Below are 17682 nucleotides of genomic sequence, written 5' to 3'. Positions count from 1 at the left end.
CGCCACACTCAATATGTGCCATTAGTTAGACCTCCTTCCTTTTTATATACGACACAAACAAGTGAAAAACGTAAATTTCTTATCATGAATTATCTAAAACAAAAAAAGTCAAATGACAAAGACATTTAAAAAGATGAACGTTATCAAATTAATAAATCAAACGCTCATCTTTTCTTATTTCTTCATTTCTACATGTATTTGAGGTCGTCCTTCTACCTCATGACAATGACGACATCTAGCCTCATATTGTTCACTGGCTCCCACAACGATAATAGGATCATCATAACTTGCAGGCTTACCATTTACCAAACGCTGTGTCCGTGTAGCAGGTGCTCCACACTTTGTACAAACAGCAGTCAGTTTCGTAACAAATTCCGCGTGCGTGAATAATTCCGGCATAACACTAAATGGAACACCGCGAAAATCCATATCTAATCCAGCCGCCATGACACGCTTGCCGCGATCAGCAAAATAGTCACAAATCTGCACAATTTCTTCATCGAAAAACTGTACTTCATCAATAGCAATTACATCATAACTGTCATCTATGTAATCAAAAATTTCTCTTGCCTTACTGATGTTAAAGCTTTTTACACTGCTTCCGGCATGTGATACAACGCATTCCTCACTATAACGATTATCAATCTTCGGTTTAAAAACAGCTATTTTTTTCTTAGCATATTCCAACACCTTGATTCTACGAATCAATTCTTCTGTTTTTCCTGCAAACATACAGCCACTGATGACTTCCAGCCACCCTTCACGATATTGTTGATACATATCTTTTCACCTCATTACAACAGTATCTATTATAACGAATTTATGTGGGAAATGGTAGAAATAAACATAAGAAATTATCATATTTCCCAAATACTTTTTCAATATGTAACATCTGCTTATTGATTGGAAACAATTGCCTCAATACCATTCAATTATGAAAGGCTAGGCTTCCCTATGAAAGAAAAAAAGAGGTTACCCTCTTTTTTATGTGTGTTCTTATTTAAGTCCGTATTTCTTGTTAAACTTCTCGATACGTCCCTGGGCAGCAGCAAATCTCTGACGACCAGTGAAGAATGGATGACAGTTTGAGCAAGTATCAACACGTAATTCTTTCGCTGTTGAACCTGTTTCAAATTCAGCTCCACAAGAAGTACATTTCACCATGATACGGTGGTATTCTGGGTGAATTCCTTTTTTCATAATTTTACTCTCCTTCCGCCTTAGACCTCAGGTGGGTCCAAAGTAAGTGCTATACCATTATAGCAACACTTTTTTCAAATCGCAAGTGTTTCTCGCGAAAAAGATGGTAAAATACATTAAATTTTTATAGCCATTCCCCTCTTCATAATCATCATAAGAAAGGCTTATGGCAGAATTCATTAATAATTTATCACATCATTTGAAACAGTATACGTATAGTCTACGGATGCGTTGATCTTACCTTGCTTAGCCTCTTCATGATATTCATCAAATTTAGGTAGGATGATTCCCTTTGTTACAGCATCTCCTATACTATAAGTTCGACTCATATATCGTCCGTTACGATACGTATATAGGAAGGTAATTTGTGTTGAGCCACCCTCATGCTTATCTGTGCAGACATCTAGCACATCATTGTGCAGCTCATAGATGCTTTTATTTAACGTTTCATTCTTTGTCTTACCTACTAAGGAAAGTCCATTTATAGTCGTTTTATTATGGTTAATTTCTTGGCTCATTACAACTTCTATATTTACCGAACTTACTTTTTCCAACTGTGGTAATTCTTGTACTACGCCAAAGCCATGTGTATATTGGAATGCCTGACCAAATGCTGCACTGCCAATAAGCAGACCGACAAAGACAGTAATCGTTTTTATATTTAAGACGATTTTCCTTTTTGAAAAGAAAACAAGGAATAAATACATAAAGAATATAATCGTTAACCCGACAAGCAGAGAAACACCTCTCGCTGTTTGGACAGCTAGAATCATACAGAAGGTTACGATAAGAATAATGAATGAATAGCCCAACCAGAATGTTGTACGCTGCTCACTATCTTCAGCTTTTCGATTGATAAAATAGTGATAGGCGAAATAAAGAGCAATCGCACAGAGGATGATCCAATAAAAGATGGATAACCAATCTGGTGAATAATCAAAAAGGTAAGCTACATTTCGCAATGCCGCATAAGGAAGACTTAGAAACGTTAAAATAGTATCTGTATTAAAGATATATTCTATATAGTTCCCATAGCCTAGTGTGATGACATTTACCTGTTCCTTTAAGAAGATGTTCATCGAAATGTATAAGATAAAAGGTAAAATCACATAAGTTCCACTAATAAATAAAGCATCCATCATCGTGTTACATCGAATACACAAAAAGCAAATGATAGCTTGTATACATAACATGAAGATAGCAAAGAAACCCATGACCTTGATGTTCATTAAGATTGTTGAGGATAACACATTCATGAATTGGCTGGCAATGATCGAAGTTGATAAAAAGTATACTGCAATCGGGATCAGGATAGCCAGATAGCCAAAGAGAAAGGTTGTAGAGAATAATTCCTTTTTACGAATCGGCAAGCCGAAATATAAATCACAGCTGCGTTTCCGATAAAGGAAGCGAAAGAAATAAATTGGCACAAACATCGAAATACTAATACCACAGAACCCACTCATTGCAGTGACAAATGTTTGTACTTCGCTGTAAGCAGTAAAATCATTTATCGTGAAAATGGTAGTAAAGAAACAGATACAAATAAATAAGATTGCCCAGATCAGAATAAGCAGGCGTCGATTACTTTTATATAAATATTTGAAATATTGTTGATTAAAGAGCTTATTCATACAGACCATACCCCTTTCTCTCCATTTCATAAATAAAGATTTCTTCTAAATTCACCGGCAGTATTTCCATCATCAATGGATTCATGGTTTTTAAATAATTCTGAATCTTATCAATATTGCCTTTTGCGACAAGATTCACGACTTTGGATTGAATATGAATGGATAACAGATCAAGCTGAGCAAAGTCTTCTTTCTCTTTTTCTTTTGGGAAAGCCAGTTGAATCTTATGGATATTATCCTTTGTTGTATCTAAATCACCACTGGTAGAAATGTTCCCATTTTCCAAAATACCAAAGCTATCACAAATATCCTCCATCTCTCGTAAATTGTGTGAGCTGATAATCACGGTCATTTCTTTTTCTTCAATCATTTCCATGATAGCTCGTTTAAAGGTAAGACGCATAATAGGATCTAACCCATCAAAGGCTTCATCTAAAAATAAATATTTAGGTGCAATCGCAAGCGCAATGGCAATAAAAGCTTGTCGCTTCATACCTTTGGAGAAATCTGCCATCGGTTTTTTCTCATCTAATTTAAAGATTGAAAGAAACTGATGATAAATACGTTCATTGAATTGCGGATACCATACTTTATAAAATTCTTTCATATCTGCTATGCTGGCATGGAAGAAATAATGTGGATCATCACTGATCATTAGGATATTTTGTTTTACTTCAGGGTTTTCATATACATTGTTTCCATCATACAAAACCCCACCGACATCCGGTTTCACGATTCCTGACAATATGCGCAGCAATGTAGATTTTCCGGCACCATTGGGCCCGATCAAACCAAATACACTACCATCCGGAATGTTCAGATTTACATCTGTTAACACGATATGAGAACCAAAATTTTTAGATAACGCTTTTATTTCAATCATGATATTCCTCCTCATAAACTTCATTGATTGTCTGATAAAGACCATCTTTCCCAATATGATATTTCTTCATTTCTTTTACCTTATCTTTAAATTCCTTCATTTTTTCTAAGCGAATCTGTGCGTCTGTATCATTATCTGAGATAAAGCAGCCTTTCCCTTTCACGGTATAAATATAGCCTTGTGTTTCCAATTCCTGATATGCCTTGGCAACCGTATTGGGATTTACACCTAATTGTGATGCAAGCGAACGTACAGAGGGTAACTTGTCATTAGGTGACAAGACCTGAATGGAGATAAATTCCAATATCTGTTTTTTTAATTGTTCAAATATTGGCGTTTTACTTTGTACATCTATGAGAAACATCATCTCACCTCCAACTGTATTACTGTATCTAGTACACTAATACAGTATACCATATTTTCATATCTGTCAAGGATCGATATGTATTTCTTTTATATTTCTCTTCAATCGCCTTTAAGCTATTATCATTTGTAAGCCTATTTCTTACTAACAACAGATGATGAAAAGTGATAACGGAACTTAGCTAATTCACAAATTATCAATTTTTTTTGACGGCGAAACTAAGATATTGAAATTATCGTAAGAAATAATTGTTCCTTCTACATCACAATAAGATTTTCCATAACAATTAAAAATAATAAAAAAAGAAGCACAAAGACGATCAATCTTCATGCTCCTTCATAAGTTTTTTCACCATGAGATATCTGGCAATTCCCATAGCCAATAAAATACTACCAATCAAAAGAAATGCGATGTTACTAGAGGACAGCCCTTTTAAGAGAAAGCCACCACCGGCTATCATCAAAACAACTGCAGCGCTATACAATGCGGTTTTTTGTTTCACATCCATATAGCCTTATTCATCTCCATGCTTCATAAAAGCAATTGCAAAGATAATCAGACGAATCACTGCGATAATCAATAAAACAGCCGCTATAACGGAAAAAACGATTTGATCCGTGTGTACTCCATGATAAATAAAATAGATGGAGATAAAAATCAATAAGATATCCGTTCCCATTGACAACATCACATACTTGCTATCCAATTAGCTCACCTTCGTTCCATTTGGCAAATCTTTTAAAATTGTCACAATATCTAAATCCTTATCATTGCTTGCGCAAAGAATCATACCCTGACTCTCTACTCCACGCAATTTCACCGGTTTCAGATTGCTGACGACAACGACTTTTTTACCAATGACATCTTTTGGTTCAAATGTTTTTGCGATACCACTGACGATCTGACGTGTTTCTGTTCCCAAATCGATTTGTTCAACAAGCAAACGATCCGCTTTCGGATGTTTTTCGGCCGCAATAATCGTACCTACCTTTAATTCAATCTTTGTGAAATCATCAATAGTGATTTCAGAAGGTTCAATTGCTTCTTTCTTTTCTGCTTTTTTGCTTGCTTTAGCAGCTTCCTTTGCTTCTTTTGCTTTATCCTTTTCTAAGGTTTCCATAAATTCTTTGACATCGATACGGGCAAACAGAATTTCTGGTTTCGCATCTACTGTATGTCCACATTCCAAATTACCGAATTCTTCCAGACTTTCAGCTGAACGCTCTGATGTACTTAATTCATCCAGAATTTTTTCAGCAGTTTCCGGCATAAAGCTGCTTAGTAAGACAGCGGCAATACGAATGCTTTCCAATAGGTTGTACAATACAGTTGCCAAGCGATCTTTCTTACTTTCATCTTTACCTAATACCCAAGGTGTTGTTTCATCAATATATTTATTGCAACGCTTTAATAAAGTAAAGATTTCTTCAATGGCATCACCGACATGCAATGTTTCCATTTTCTTAGCTACTCGTTTTGGTGTATCCAACGCTAAGTCCATTAGTTCCTTATCAATATCCTCGCGTTCTAATGGATTAGAAATCACACCATTAAAATATTTATTCTGCATAGAAATCGTACGGTTTACCAGATTTCCCAAGACATTTGCTAAATCAGAATTTATTCGTTCTACCATCAAATCCCAGGTAATAGTTCCATCCTGTGCAAATGGCATCTCATGCAATACGAAATAACGTACCGCATCCACACCAAAATAGTGGACCAATTCATCCGCATAAATGGCATTGCCTTTTGATTTTGACATCTTGCCATCGCCAACCAACAGCCAAGGATGACCGAACACCTGTTTTGGCAGTGGTTCCCCTAAGGCCATCAGCATGATTGGCCAATATATCGTATGGAAACGAAGAATATCCTTACCTATGATATGCACATCTGCCGGCCAATATTTCTTATAGTTTTCGCCATGATTACCATCAGCATCATAGCCCAGAGAAGTGATATAGTTACTCAATGCATCAATCCAAACATACACAACATGATCTGGATCAAAGTCTACCGGTATACCCCATTTAAAAGATGTACGGGAAACACATAGATCCTGTAATCCCGGTTTTAAGAAGTTATTGATCATTTCATTCTTACGAGATTCTGGCTGAATGAATTCCGGATGTTCCTCAATATGCTTGATTAGCTTAGGTGCATATTTTTGCAAATTGAAGAAGTAAGCTTCTTCTGTTGCCTTTTGTACAGGTCTGCCACAATCCGGACATTTTCCATCAATCAATTGACTCTCGGTCCAGAAAGATTCACATGGAGTACAATACATGCCTTCATATTTTCCTTTATAGATATCGCCTTGTTCATACAGTTTTTTGAAGATTTTCTGTACTTGACGTTCATGTCCTTCATCCGTTGTACGTACAAAATAATCATAAGAAGTATTCATCATATCAAAATTCTTACGTACGATATCGGCAACTTTATCTACGAATTCCTTTGGTGTTACACCGGCTTCTTTTGCCTTTTCTTCAATCTTTTGTCCATGTTCATCCGTTCCGGTTTGGAAGAACACATCATAGCCTTGCTGACGTTTATATCTGGCAATGGCATCGGTTAATACAATTTCATATGTATTCCCAATGTGTGGTCTGCCGGATGTATACGTAATTGCAGTTGTGATATAATATTTACCTTTTTTACATTCTTTACACATAACATACGCCTCCTTATAAAAGAAAAACTTCCGCCAAAGGACGAAAGTTCGTGGTACCACCTTTATTTATGTACTTGCTGTACACCTTAACATCGTTAACGCCGATGCTACGTTTTTTCCTGACTATTCAGAAAAACGGTTCCAGGGCCATCTTCTTTTTATTTCACCTGTGAATTTTCACCAGCCATTCACTCTCTGTAAGGCTTTCATAAAAATACTCTTCCTGTCTTTACCTTTCTATCAGTTATCATTATATAGAATATTCTGCCCATTGGCAAGGTTTTCAAAACGAAATCACGAAAAAAGATGAAGATATAAAAGCCTTACCTGTGTGCTTATGTAGATGGCACTGCTCCTTACAAGAATATTGAAAGCTTCCTTTTTTGATAATGAGATGTAAAGTCCTCGATTTTCCTTTCTATCGCCTCATCTAAACAAATCTTATGAAAAAGAAGAGATTACTCTCTTCTTACTCTTTCGCGTAAAGCAACATATCGATGAGTGGCTCTGCTTCTTTTGGACAATGACACTCTCCAATTGTTCTGCCCGTACCTTCTTTATAAAAATCACTTCCACAAGTAATCAGCAATTTTCGATCTTTCGCCAATTGCATTAACGTTGCCATTTCTTTGCGTTTATAATCTGGACGGAATACTTCCAAACCTTCTATCCCCATCTGTAATGCAAGTATCAGGAGATTTTCATCTTTTTCAAATAAAGGATATGGATTTGCCAGGATGGCAATACCATTACTTAAGGAAATTACATCTAAGACGTCCTGTAAAGATGGATGTTTTGCGTTTACATGACATGGTTTCCCTTGCGCAAAATAATCAGTTGCTAACTGGTGATAAGGATTTTTCATTTTCCCTAATAAATAGGGTTTTATTATCTCACAGTCTTGAAAACGCGGATGATTTAAAACATGACGTGCAATCATTTCACCGGATATCTGTTGAAAACGGTTATTTTCCAACAAATCATCTACATGGATTTGCTTTCCAAGATATTGTTCAAATAGACGCACACGCTGTATACTAGCACGTTTTTCCGCCAATAAAGCATCATTTTCAATCGTTCTATACAATTCATTTTGATAATCTACAAAATAACCAAGCACATGTACTGTATGCCCATGCAGATCGGCTAAAATTTCCACACCATTCACATAACGTATTCCATACAATTCACTCATTCGTAAAGCGATGGCATTTGATTTTGTTGTATTTAGATCTGTGATCGAAATGGTTTTAAGTCCTTGACGTTTTGCGCTCTGAAAAATTTCTTCGATATTATAGTCAGCACCAATACTGAAATTGGAATGAATATGCAAATCAACGCTATTTATAGAAACGGTTTTCTGAGCAGCTGCTTCACTAATCGATGGTTGTTTTACCGTTTCTTTTACTGACTCTGCTATAAAAGTAGAACCTACGATTTTAACCACACAGGTACGTGTCAGAAAATCAATTAAGGAGCGATGTTTTTTGTCCGCTAGTACCACGATGCCATTTAACAGCCAATATGCCATAACACCAAAAATACTAGTGAATAGCATCAACACTACAAATGGTATTGCAAAACCAATAAGATCTCGCATATACATCTGACGAATATTCGCTTTCTTTCCACTGATGCTGATAAGCTGAAAATCATATAAATACATTCCCAGACTCTGTCCACCTGTTTTACGACAAATGATAGTATTTAAAAAGAAAATGGACCCGATCATCATGACACCGACAATCACATTCACAACTTTCACACCAGAAAAGCTCATTAAGCTTCCTAAGACGGCAAGCATGACAATATTCCATAACATCATGGGAGATAAAGCTACACTCACATCTAACATAAAAGAAAGAAGTCTGTCACCGAAATCTTTCTTTTCAATATAACGATATTTCTGAACTGAGGTTCCTATTTTTTTCTTTACTTTCTGCATAGTTTCACCCAATTTCTTCACTTTTTTCATAACGCAGGATACCTGCTTTTACACATAGCCATTCCATGAGTGCAGCACTCACGAAAGAAACACCTAATATATAAATAAACTTAACATCAATCGTTTTCCCCTGTAAGAGCTGTAAACTGCTACTAACAGCAATTGCCACAGATACGAATGGTATGAGCATATATTTTTTAACACTCATCGTATTCAATTGATACTTCTGATGGCAAGATGGGCAGACGATATGCACATTCCCCTTTAGGATACTTAGTTTTATTGGGGCATGGCATTGTTCACAAGTATATAATTTCATTATCTTAAACCTCACATGCATATTATACTACAGATTCATGATTTGTATATGCTTTAAGAAAAGTTTAAGGTTTCTTATCTTGCAACATCGCATAAAATCTTATATGATAAAGTCCTATGAAAGGAGCGGACTCTTATGGTACAAAAGCATCAAAAAATAATAGATTTTCTACTGTTCGGCATCTTACCGGCCGGACTGATTCATACCTTATATCTGCTCTTGTTTAAAACACCTTTTTCCAACGATGCCATATTGATGATTACTGGCTCTATCATCGTGTTGGGAATCCTCCCATGGATATTTTACCACACTCATGAAAACGAGGATATTCTCCATGATGCACAACATCAGATATGGATGTTGCTGTTTCTAGTATATGTCTTCCAATTGGCTTATTTGTTATTTTTTTCAGCTGATTTTGCGCGCGATAAAGTAAATCTGTTGGATGGAAATTATGGAACGGCCTTGCAGATACAGTGGGAAAACGGAACCAATCTTATGCCCTTTAAAACCATTAAGCAGATGATGATTATTTTCGATATACCAGCCATTTCCAATCAAATCGCTATTATCAATTTATTTGGTAATTTCATTGCATTTATGCCTTTTTCCTTCTTTTTACCAAAGTTATTTCCATGTATGAAGAAAGCTAGATGTTATCTTCCCTGTATAGCATGTATCATAATCGCAGTTGAAGTAACACAGTTTTTCACCTTAACCGGTACGATGGATATTGATGATTTCATTCTGAATTTTGGCGGTGCCTTATTATGTTATCTTCCCTTATACAGTATCTACCATCTGCATAATCAACCATATAAAAACACATCACTTTAAAGGATGTGTTTTTCATTTTCTGATTTGTATATTATTCAGCTTTACCAGCAGAACCAAATTCTTCCATCATAGCAATAACTTTTGCTTTGATTGCATCAGCACCTGGTTTTAACAATTTACGAGGGTCATAACCTTTACCTTCTGTGTCTTTACCAGCTTCGATGTATTCACGAGTTGCAGCTGCGAAAACCAACTGTAATTCTGTGTTAACGTTAATCTTAGATACACCTAAAGAGATAGCTTTTGCGATCTGATCTGCAGGGATACCTGAACCACCGTGTAATACTAATGGCTTACCATTTGTAACATTCTGGATTTCGCCCAGACGTTCAAAGTTCAATCCAGCCCAATTTGCAGGATATTTACCATGGATATTACCGATACCAGCAGCCAAGAAATCAACGCCTAATTCAGCAATTGTCTTACATTCCTGAGGATCAGCTAATTCACCCATGGAAGTAACACCGTCTTCTTCACCACCGATGCCACCAACTTCACATTCAATAGATAAACCTTTTGAATGAGCCAGTTCGATCATTTCTTTTGATTTTTCTAAGTTTTCTTCAAATGCATAATGAGAACCATCAAACATTACTGAAGTGAAACCAGCTTCGATACATGCTTTCGCACCATCGTAAGAACCATGATCCAAGTGCAGAGCAACTGGAACTGTAATTCCCAAATTGTCGTGGATTTCTTTTACCATAGCGACTACGGTTTTAAATCCGCACATGTATTTAGCAGCACCTTCAGATACTCCTAACATAACTGGGGATTTTGCTTCCTCAGCTGCCAATAAGATTGCTTTCGTCCATTCCATGTTGTTGATGTTAAATGCACCAACAGCATAATGACCTTCATGTGCTTTGTTAAGCATTTCTGTTGCAGAAACTAATGCCATTTTAAATTCCTCCTTGTCAATTTTACACTCTTATTCTACTTCATTTTTATCTTTTTGAAAAGCTTTTCTGCCATATAATTTTGAAAATGCCTATAATATCAAAAGAAAGCATGGTACCCCATGCTTAGTATTCTTCATCCGCTGTTTTCTCAGCCACAGCTTCATGTTCAAATTCTTCATCACTTTCTTCGTCAATCAGAATTTCTTCTGTATCTACAACAACTTCATGATATGTGTGACGCTCACGCAGATCCCAGCGGTTTTCACCTACGCATACAAAACGATCGTCAAGAGACAAATCACTGTAGAACTGTGCGATATTATCCTCTTCTTGTTGTTTTGTAAAACCGGCAATCTGGCAGACTTCCTCCCATATTTTTAAAAATGTAACAGCCTTTTTCTTAGTTTTCATGAGATCGAAGGCTATATCAATCATTGCTTTTTTCATAGTAAACGCTTTTCCTCCTACATTTTTTCAATGGCATCAACACCAATCAGAAACAGTGCATTTTTTAATGTGATTCGTGTAGCTTTTAAAAGAGCCAGACGTTGTGCGGACAACGCTTCATGCTCAGGGTCAATAACTTTACATGCATTATAGAAACTATGGAAATGCTGGGCCAGTTTCTGTATATAGTTACATACTTTATGTGGCGCTCTTGTTTTAGCGGCATCACTTACGACATTTGTGAATTCATTGATATATTTCATCAATGAAATTTCTTTTTCATGCGTCAGCAAATCATAGTTTGTTGCTTCCTTAAAATCAGGTGCCTGACGTAAAATAGAGCATATTCTCGCATGTGCATACTGTGCATAGTATACTGGATTGTCATTGCTTTGTTTTCTTGCCAGACCAAGGTCAAAATCCAGATGCGTATCAACGGCACGTTGTACAAAGAAATAACGGACAGCATCAACGCCTACCTCATCACAGAGTTCACGTATGGTTACCGCATTCCCTAAACGTTTACTCATTTTCACTTCTTCACCGTTTTCTACAAGCCGAACCATCTGGATGATATCTACCTGCAATTTTTCAGGATCGTTTCCTAACGCCTGAATACTAGCCTTTAATCTTGGGATATAGCCATGATGATCAGCCCCCAGCAAATCAACAAGTAAGTCAAAACCACGGTCTAACTTATCCTTATGATATGCAATATCAGGTACCAGATATGTATAAGAACCGTCAGTTTTACGTAAAACACGATCTTTATCATCACCAAACTGTGTTGTTTTAAACCAAAGCGCACCTTCTTCTTCATAGGTCAGCCCTTTTTCATGCAACACTTCTAAGGCTTTTTCTACTTTTCCATCATCTCTGATCTTTTGTTCACTGCTCCAAACATCAAAATGAACGCGGAAATTATCCAGATCGCACTTAATCTTATCTAATTCAAACGCGATGCCTTTTTCTTTAAAGAACTTCAAATTTTCGTCATTTTCTTCTGCATACGTCTGACCATATGTTTGCGCAAGTTTAACGGCAATCTTTCTAACATCCTCGCCATGGTAACCATCTTCCGGTAATACAAATGGAAGACCTAAGTATTCACGGTAACGTGCCTGCAACGATTTTCCCAAGTTGACAATCTGATTACCGGCATCATTCACATAATACTCACGTGTCACATCATAACCACTTGCTTTCATTAAACGTGTAATACTGTCACCCCATGCAGCACCACGAGCATGACCAAGGTGTAAATCACCCGTTGGGTTCGCTGAAACATATTCTACATTTACGCGTTCATGATTTCCTGTTTCGTTATGTCCAAAGTTATCTCCTTGCGCCAATACGGTTTTAATAATCTGTGCAAGAGATGTATTTTTAATTTTGAAGTTTAAAAACCCCGGCCCGGCTATTTCGCAATGTTCAATAGCAGCTGCTTCCATATCCAGGTTTTGCTGCAACGCTTCCGCAATGACACGTGGATTGTTTTTCAATAATCTTGTCAGTTGCATGGCCAGGTTTGTAGAATAATCACCATGGCTTTTGTCTTTAGGGATTTCAATTACGATCTTTTCAATTTCCACTTCTGTATCAAACGCTTTTTTAGCAGCATCTGCTAACGCCTTCTTTAAGTTTGTTTCAATCTGATTCATGCCATAACCTCCTTCATCGTACATAAGAAACGAAAACTGTCGCTCACTTCCCCATTCACCATGACATCATATTCTACAGCGATAATATTATCCTTTTGAATATATTTATGCGTAAATAATGTAAGTTCTATGGTTCCATATTCCGAACGGATCGTTCCTCTTGTTTTTTCATTCTCCCGAAAGCATAATTCAGTTATCATTTCGCCACTGCGTTTTAGATAAAAACTATCTTGTTCTGCACGCACTTCCACCACGGTTGTTTGATCACTCTCTATATAATGAAAAGAAATGTTGTCTTGCTCTGGCAACAGTTCTAAATAGCCTTTAAATAAAATGTTTTTCTGCTTTGTACCCAGATGTGTCTGCTTTAACGTAACGTGTTTTTTCATGCTTTCACCACTTATCATGAGCATTATAGCAGAAATAGGCTAAGGTGCAAGCCTTTTTTATGGAAATTTAAACTTTTTTATGATTTTGTGCTTACCCTTACTTTTTTATTCAACATGATAATCTAATCATGGAATATTATTCTATAATTGGATGTTCTATTTTTATAATATGCAGTGTAGAAAGTTTTATTAAATCTTATTTTTTTAACCTTTTCCAAAACTTCGTTATCATATTTATCCAATTGAAACGAGGTATCTTCATCATTTGGATACAAGTTGAGTACTTTTTATTATGGCTTTTCCCTATCCTTATATTATATAGCGATTATTTTTGCACGCCCTTTTTTCATATTTCTCTTCCTTATAATATATAGGACCTTCTCTTGCAAAAGTCTTCCTTATATTATATAGAGCAATTTAGAGCAAAAACTCTTCCTTATAATATATAGGGGCATAAGAAAATCTCTTCCTTATAATATATATGTCTGTCATGCAGTTATATCGGTTGCTTTGATTCCTATATATCACATGTGGTGAATTCTTTCTAGACAAATCTATTCTTCTTCGCTATATTCCATTATTAGAATATATCCTTTTTATTGATTATAGAAAAAGAAATTAGATGCATCCTTTGCATATGTAACCTGTTTTTAAATATAAAAGCTTTACCTGCTTCTATACGCATAACTTTTCTGCACAAACGAAACAACATATATATTTATAATATTCTATTAATAGAATATATAGTTCTACGTCTTTCTGTATCAGTTTGTTTAAAAGACAAGGAGATGTTCAAACTAATATCGTAAAGAGGTGTCGCTTATGAAATGGTTTCGCAGAATTATCTTTGGCAGTATCTTTTTTATTCTTACGGCTTTTATCTTGTTATACACATATGCTTTCATAGACAGATTGCCCCTGGATGAGCAAAGAAAAAATATCACGATTTATGATTGCAATGGCAATGTCATGTATGAATCCAATTTTAAAAAAAATATGCAGTGGACTTCGATTGACGATATTCCTGAATTCATACAAGATGCCTTTATCAGTGTAGAAGATAAGCGCTTCTATTATCATGCCGGTTTTGATCCAGTTCGCATTATCAAAGCTTTATCAACAAATCTGGTACATGGGGATATTCTGCAAGGGGGTTCTACGATCACACAACAATATGCCAAAAATCTGTTCCTGACAAATGAACAAACGGTTTCACGCAAGATTCAAGAATTTTTCTATGCCACAAGACTAGAAATGCAATATAGTAAAAAAGATATTTTAGAAGGTTATTTAAACACGGCATACTTTGGACATGGCATTTACGGCATACAATCAGCTGCACATTATTTCTTTGATTCCGATATGAAAGATTTAAGCGTTGGGGAAACGGCCATGCTAGTAGGTATTCCAAATGGTCCCAGTATTTATTCCCCATACCTTCACAAAGAGAATGCCATTAAGCGACAACACCTCATTTTAAAACTTATGCGTGAACATGGGGTTATCACAAAAGCTGAAGAAGCACAAGCTCGCCAAGAACCTCTGGTCTTATCACAAAACCATAAAGATAGTCAAAATGGTCTGAACGAATATTACGTTGATGCCGTGATTGCAGAACTCAACGAACTATCCATCGACTTAGATCAAGAAATCCATGTACATACAAACTATGATCCAGATGTACAAGCGGCCTTAGACAAATCCATACGGGCTCACATGGATATGAATGATGAACTAGAAACCGCAGGTATCATCGTTCAGCCCTTTACTGGTAATATCCTGGCAATTGCCGGAGGAAAGGATTACACCATTTCCCAATATAACCGGGCCAGCCAGTCTTCGCGTCAAGTTGCCAGCACGATTAAACCACTGTTATATTACTGTGCCTTACAACAGGGCTTTACCCCAGCCACACAATTTACTTCACAGAAAACAACCTTTCGCCTTGCGAACAACGAAACTTATGCCCCAAGCAATTATGATGATCAATATGCCAATGCAAAAATCTCATTGATCAATGCCATATCATTAAGTGACAACATCTATGCCGTTAAAACTCATCTGTTTTTAGGTGAAGATACCCTGCATCAAGCACTATTGGATTTTGACATTAAACAATCACAGCCAAATCCAAGTGAAGCCTTAGGCACTGTGAATATGAATTTACTGGAGCTGTCGCGCATTTATACGACGTTTGCTTCTGAAGGGCTTTATGTTAAACCAACGATGATTTCATCTGTAACAAGCGATGATAAAGTTTTATATGAACATAAGACAACTCCTAAACGCATGCTGCAGCGAAATGAAACTTTACTGCTCTCACAATTGCTGACTTCAACTTTTGATATTCGCAATAAAGGCTATGCGTTTCCAAGTATGTATGGCTATCAGCCGAAAGTGACAATGGCTGCGAAATCTGGAACGAGTGATTGGGATTCCTTGGTCATGGGGTACAATCCGGAATATGTCATCGGGGTATGGTGTGGCTTTGATGATAATCGCAAGCTGGCAAAACAATATTATGCAAACAGTAAAAAGATCTTTCAGGATACAATCAACACACTGTATAAAAATCAGAAAAATATCTGGTATCAACCAAGTGATGATATCATGGAAGTACAAGTAAATCCGATTACGGGAGTACCTTCCAGTAACGGCTCTACCTACTGGTTTTTACGCAATAGCTGATAAATAGGGCTTTTTTGTCGAAAGTCAATAAAAAACAGGCAAATTTAAAAAAAAATAAAAAAAATTTTAAGAATTTTAAAAAATGTCATTAAGCCTTTGTTCATCGGTTAAATGCGGATTTCAAATGGGGTCGTAAAGTGACAAAAACGTAAGATTTTCAAAAAATGCGGGTTGCACGATTAAAAAGTCTTTGTTACAATGAGGACGTTGATGTCGAGGTGATAACATGAACTTTATCGAAAAGAACACAAAAAAAGTTGCTCTTGTCTTAGGAATTGCTACAGCGCTCTCTGCTGTTACAACAGTATATGCAGCATCCAATACAGACGGATGGCACGATGGCGTCTACATGGTAGATGGAAAAGTTAAAACAGCTTGGCTGTTTGAAGAAACAGGTGCTGTCTACTACCTGAATGATGAAGGTAGAGCTGTTACAGGATGGAAAACAATCAACGAAAGCACTTATTATTTCAACGCAAACGGTGAACGAGTAAGTGGTGACGTGGTGATTGATGGTCACAAGTACGCTTTCCAGAAAAACGGAAAACTGTTACTTGGATGGCAAGATGAAAACACTACATACTATAACCAGTATGGTGTAAAAGTTACCGGTGAACAGAAAATTGATGGTAAGACTTATAACTTTGATGCTAACGGCAACATCCAGAAAGGTTGGATGAAGCTGAATGGTAAAAAAGTCTACTTCAAAGAAGATGGTTCTCTGGCAACAAGTGAAACTAAGATTGATGGTAAAAAGTATAACTTCCAGTCTAACGGTACTTTAAAATCCGGTTGGACACATGAAAACGATATGATTCAGTACTATAACAAGTATGGCTATCGTTTAAAAGGTTGGCAGACCATTAAAGGTAAGAAGTACCTTTTCAGTAAGAATGGAAATGCCTACACAGATACGAAAAAAGATGGTTACAAATTCGATAAGAAGGGTGTAGCTAAGAAAATTAAGAAGAAAGCGAAAGCTGAAACAACAACTTATGAAACAGCAGCGTCTACTTCTTATTCAGCTCCAAAAAAGAATAACAATGCAAATTTGAACCCTGCTGGTCATGCCGGTAATGGTTCTGCTGCATCAATTGCATCTTCTTATGTAGGTTATAACTACGTATGGGGTGGTGCTAGTCCTGCTGGATTCGACTGTTCAGGTTTAATTTACTATGCATACAATCAAGTCGGAGTAAGCGTACCTAGATCTGGTTATGGCCAGGCTGGTATGGGTTCTGCGGTTTCTTACAACAACATGCAGTATGGAGATGTCATCGTTTGGGATGGCGGATCTCATGTGTCTATTTACATTGGTGGTGGACAGATGGTTCATGCAGCAAATCCTAGTATGGGTGTTATTGTAAGTGGTGTCAGTGAATGGGCTTCTTACGGACAGAGTATTACAGGAATTCGTAGAGTATAAAAAACAAAAAAAGAGAGTTTCTCTCTTTTTTGCTTATTTACATTAGGTATTTCTATCTAAAGTCTCCTAAATCGATGTTTTTAAGCGATTTAAGAGACTTTTTTTATTTTCCGCAACATCTTCCTATTGAATCTCGTTTCTCTTCTTAAAACGAATAAATCTTAATTTTTCTTAAGTAACTACTTTCATCTGCTCATCTTCATCCACATCATCTCTCATCACAACCCTTTTTTTCTTCTTCCCCCTTCCTCATACAAATCGAGTAGGGTGAAATAAATCACCCTCTCACACCACCGTACGTACGGTTCCG

Annotated in this window: 17 protein-coding genes and 1 other annotated feature; of the genes, 3 read left to right on the top strand and 14 right to left on the bottom strand. The window is 36.5% G+C overall.

Going from position 1 to position 17682, the window contains the following annotated elements:
- Nucleotides 1-174: 174 nt before the first annotated feature.
- The 10 genes from LI241_RS14270 to LI241_RS14225 form a co-directional block, all read right to left on the bottom strand.
- Nucleotides 175-780: a thymidine kinase gene (locus LI241_RS14270; RefSeq protein WP_008691231.1), complete on the bottom strand. Its 606-nt coding sequence runs from the start codon at nucleotides 778-780 to the stop codon at nucleotides 175-177.
- 216 nt (nucleotides 781-996) lie between these two features.
- Nucleotides 997-1200 (bottom strand): 50S ribosomal protein L31, encoded by a 204-nt coding sequence (gene rpmE / locus LI241_RS14265; RefSeq protein ID WP_008691228.1) that lies wholly within the window; start codon nucleotides 1198-1200, stop codon nucleotides 997-999.
- 179 nt (nucleotides 1201-1379) lie between these two features.
- On the bottom strand, nucleotides 1380-2834 hold the full coding sequence (locus LI241_RS14260; protein ID WP_226897130.1) for an ABC transporter permease: 1455 nt from the start codon (nucleotides 2832-2834) through the stop codon (nucleotides 1380-1382).
- Nucleotides 2827-3717 carry an ABC transporter ATP-binding protein gene (locus LI241_RS14255; RefSeq protein ID WP_008691225.1) on the bottom strand — a complete coding sequence of 297 codons (891 nt, stop codon included), beginning with the start codon at nucleotides 3715-3717 and terminating at the stop codon, nucleotides 2827-2829. The genes LI241_RS14260 and LI241_RS14255 overlap by 8 nt, the downstream gene beginning before the upstream one ends.
- Nucleotides 3710-4081, bottom strand: a complete 372-nt coding sequence (locus tag LI241_RS14250) for a GntR family transcriptional regulator (RefSeq protein WP_008691224.1) — start codon at nucleotides 4079-4081, stop codon at nucleotides 3710-3712. Before LI241_RS14250 ends, LI241_RS14255 begins: the two co-directional genes overlap by 8 nt.
- A 319-nt stretch (nucleotides 4082-4400) precedes the next feature.
- A complete protein-coding gene (locus tag LI241_RS14245; RefSeq protein WP_008691222.1) occupies nucleotides 4401-4589 on the bottom strand; it encodes a hypothetical protein in 189 nt (62 codons plus the stop codon).
- Nucleotides 4590-4595: 6 nt separating this feature from the next.
- Nucleotides 4596-4787, bottom strand: a complete 192-nt coding sequence (locus tag LI241_RS14240) for a hypothetical protein (protein WP_008977731.1) — start codon at nucleotides 4785-4787, stop codon at nucleotides 4596-4598.
- Entirely contained in the window at nucleotides 4788-6758 is a 1971-nt protein-coding gene (metG, locus tag LI241_RS14235; RefSeq protein ID WP_008691220.1) for a methionine--tRNA ligase, read from the bottom strand. It abuts the gene before it with no gap.
- Between the two features lie 33 nt (nucleotides 6759-6791).
- Nucleotides 6792-6997: a binding site (T-box leader), on the bottom strand.
- Between the two features lie 230 nt (nucleotides 6998-7227).
- Entirely contained in the window at nucleotides 7228-8733 is a 1506-nt protein-coding gene (locus tag LI241_RS14230; RefSeq protein ID WP_008691219.1) for an RDD family protein, read from the bottom strand.
- Nucleotides 8708-9022, bottom strand: a complete 315-nt coding sequence (locus LI241_RS14225; RefSeq protein WP_008691218.1) for a hypothetical protein — start codon at nucleotides 9020-9022, stop codon at nucleotides 8708-8710. The genes LI241_RS14230 and LI241_RS14225 overlap by 26 nt, the downstream gene beginning before the upstream one ends.
- A gap of 135 nt (nucleotides 9023-9157) precedes the next feature.
- On the opposite strand from LI241_RS14225, the gene LI241_RS14220 reads away from it, so the two are divergent.
- Nucleotides 9158-9859: a VanZ family protein gene (locus LI241_RS14220; RefSeq protein WP_008691217.1), complete on the top strand. Its 702-nt coding sequence runs from the start codon at nucleotides 9158-9160 to the stop codon at nucleotides 9857-9859.
- Nucleotides 9860-9890: 31 nt separating this feature from the next.
- Here the strand turns inward: LI241_RS14220 and fba are convergent, their stop codons facing one another.
- From fba to LI241_RS14200, 4 genes are all read right to left on the bottom strand, one after another.
- Complete coding sequence (fba, locus tag LI241_RS14215; RefSeq protein WP_008691216.1) at nucleotides 9891-10760, bottom strand: class II fructose-1,6-bisphosphate aldolase; 870 nt, start codon at nucleotides 10758-10760, stop codon at nucleotides 9891-9893.
- Between the two features lie 124 nt (nucleotides 10761-10884).
- Complete coding sequence (rpoE, locus tag LI241_RS14210) at nucleotides 10885-11208, bottom strand: DNA-directed RNA polymerase subunit delta (RefSeq protein ID WP_008691215.1); 324 nt, start codon at nucleotides 11206-11208, stop codon at nucleotides 10885-10887.
- Nucleotides 11209-11225: 17 nt separating this feature from the next.
- Nucleotides 11226-12869, bottom strand: coding sequence for an arginine--tRNA ligase (gene argS, locus LI241_RS14205; RefSeq protein WP_008691214.1), 1644 nt, complete (start codon nucleotides 12867-12869; stop codon nucleotides 11226-11228).
- Entirely contained in the window at nucleotides 12866-13258 is a 393-nt protein-coding gene (locus tag LI241_RS14200) for a DUF1934 domain-containing protein (protein ID WP_017144535.1), read from the bottom strand. Before LI241_RS14200 ends, argS begins: the two co-directional genes overlap by 4 nt.
- An 822-nt stretch (nucleotides 13259-14080) precedes the next feature.
- On the opposite strand from LI241_RS14200, the gene LI241_RS14195 reads away from it, so the two are divergent.
- Nucleotides 14081-15946, top strand: a complete 1866-nt coding sequence (locus LI241_RS14195) for a transglycosylase domain-containing protein (RefSeq protein WP_008691212.1) — start codon at nucleotides 14081-14083, stop codon at nucleotides 15944-15946.
- 226 nt (nucleotides 15947-16172) lie between these two features.
- Nucleotides 16173-17372 (top strand): NlpC/P60 family protein, encoded by a 1200-nt coding sequence (locus LI241_RS14190; protein ID WP_008691209.1) that lies wholly within the window; start codon nucleotides 16173-16175, stop codon nucleotides 17370-17372.
- Nucleotides 17373-17682 lie beyond the last annotated feature (310 nt).

Origin of the sequence: Longicatena sp. 210702-DFI.1.196 (genome assembly GCF_020563125.1) — a bacterium.
GTDB classification, from domain to species: domain Bacteria; phylum Bacillota_I; class Bacilli_A; order Erysipelotrichales; family Erysipelotrichaceae; genus Longicatena; species Longicatena caecimuris.
This window is presented reverse-complemented; position numbering and strand designations above follow the sequence as displayed.

Coding starts and splice junctions, on each gene's coding strand:
- LI241_RS14270 (WP_008691231.1), bottom strand. CDS start 780: ATGTATCAACAATATCGTGAAGGGTGGCTGGAAGTCATCAGTGGCTGT.
- rpmE (WP_008691228.1), bottom strand. CDS start 1,200: ATGAAAAAAGGAATTCACCCAGAATACCACCGTATCATGGTGAAATGT.
- LI241_RS14260 (WP_226897130.1), bottom strand. CDS start 2,834: ATGAATAAGCTCTTTAATCAACAATATTTCAAATATTTATATAAAAGT.
- LI241_RS14255 (WP_008691225.1), bottom strand. CDS start 3,717: ATGATTGAAATAAAAGCGTTATCTAAAAATTTTGGTTCTCATATCGTG.
- LI241_RS14250 (WP_008691224.1), bottom strand. CDS start 4,081: ATGTTTCTCATAGATGTACAAAGTAAAACGCCAATATTTGAACAATTA.
- LI241_RS14245 (WP_008691222.1), bottom strand. CDS start 4,589: ATGGATGTGAAACAAAAAACCGCATTGTATAGCGCTGCAGTTGTTTTG.
- metG (WP_008691220.1), bottom strand. CDS start 6,758: ATGTGTAAAGAATGTAAAAAAGGTAAATATTATATCACAACTGCAATT.
- LI241_RS14230 (WP_008691219.1), bottom strand. CDS start 8,733: ATGAAAAAAGTGAAGAAATTGGGTGAAACTATGCAGAAAGTAAAGAAA.
- LI241_RS14225 (WP_008691218.1), bottom strand. CDS start 9,022: ATGAAATTATATACTTGTGAACAATGCCATGCCCCAATAAAACTAAGT.
- LI241_RS14220 (WP_008691217.1), top strand. CDS start 9,158: ATGGTACAAAAGCATCAAAAAATAATAGATTTTCTACTGTTCGGCATC.
- fba (WP_008691216.1), bottom strand. CDS start 10,760: ATGGCATTAGTTTCTGCAACAGAAATGCTTAACAAAGCACATGAAGGT.
- rpoE (WP_008691215.1), bottom strand. CDS start 11,208: ATGAAAAAAGCAATGATTGATATAGCCTTCGATCTCATGAAAACTAAG.
- argS (WP_008691214.1), bottom strand. CDS start 12,869: ATGAATCAGATTGAAACAAACTTAAAGAAGGCGTTAGCAGATGCTGCT.
- LI241_RS14200 (WP_017144535.1), bottom strand. CDS start 13,258: ATGAAAAAACACGTTACGTTAAAGCAGACACATCTGGGTACAAAGCAG.
- LI241_RS14195 (WP_008691212.1), top strand. CDS start 14,081: ATGAAATGGTTTCGCAGAATTATCTTTGGCAGTATCTTTTTTATTCTT.
- LI241_RS14190 (WP_008691209.1), top strand. CDS start 16,173: ATGAACTTTATCGAAAAGAACACAAAAAAAGTTGCTCTTGTCTTAGGA.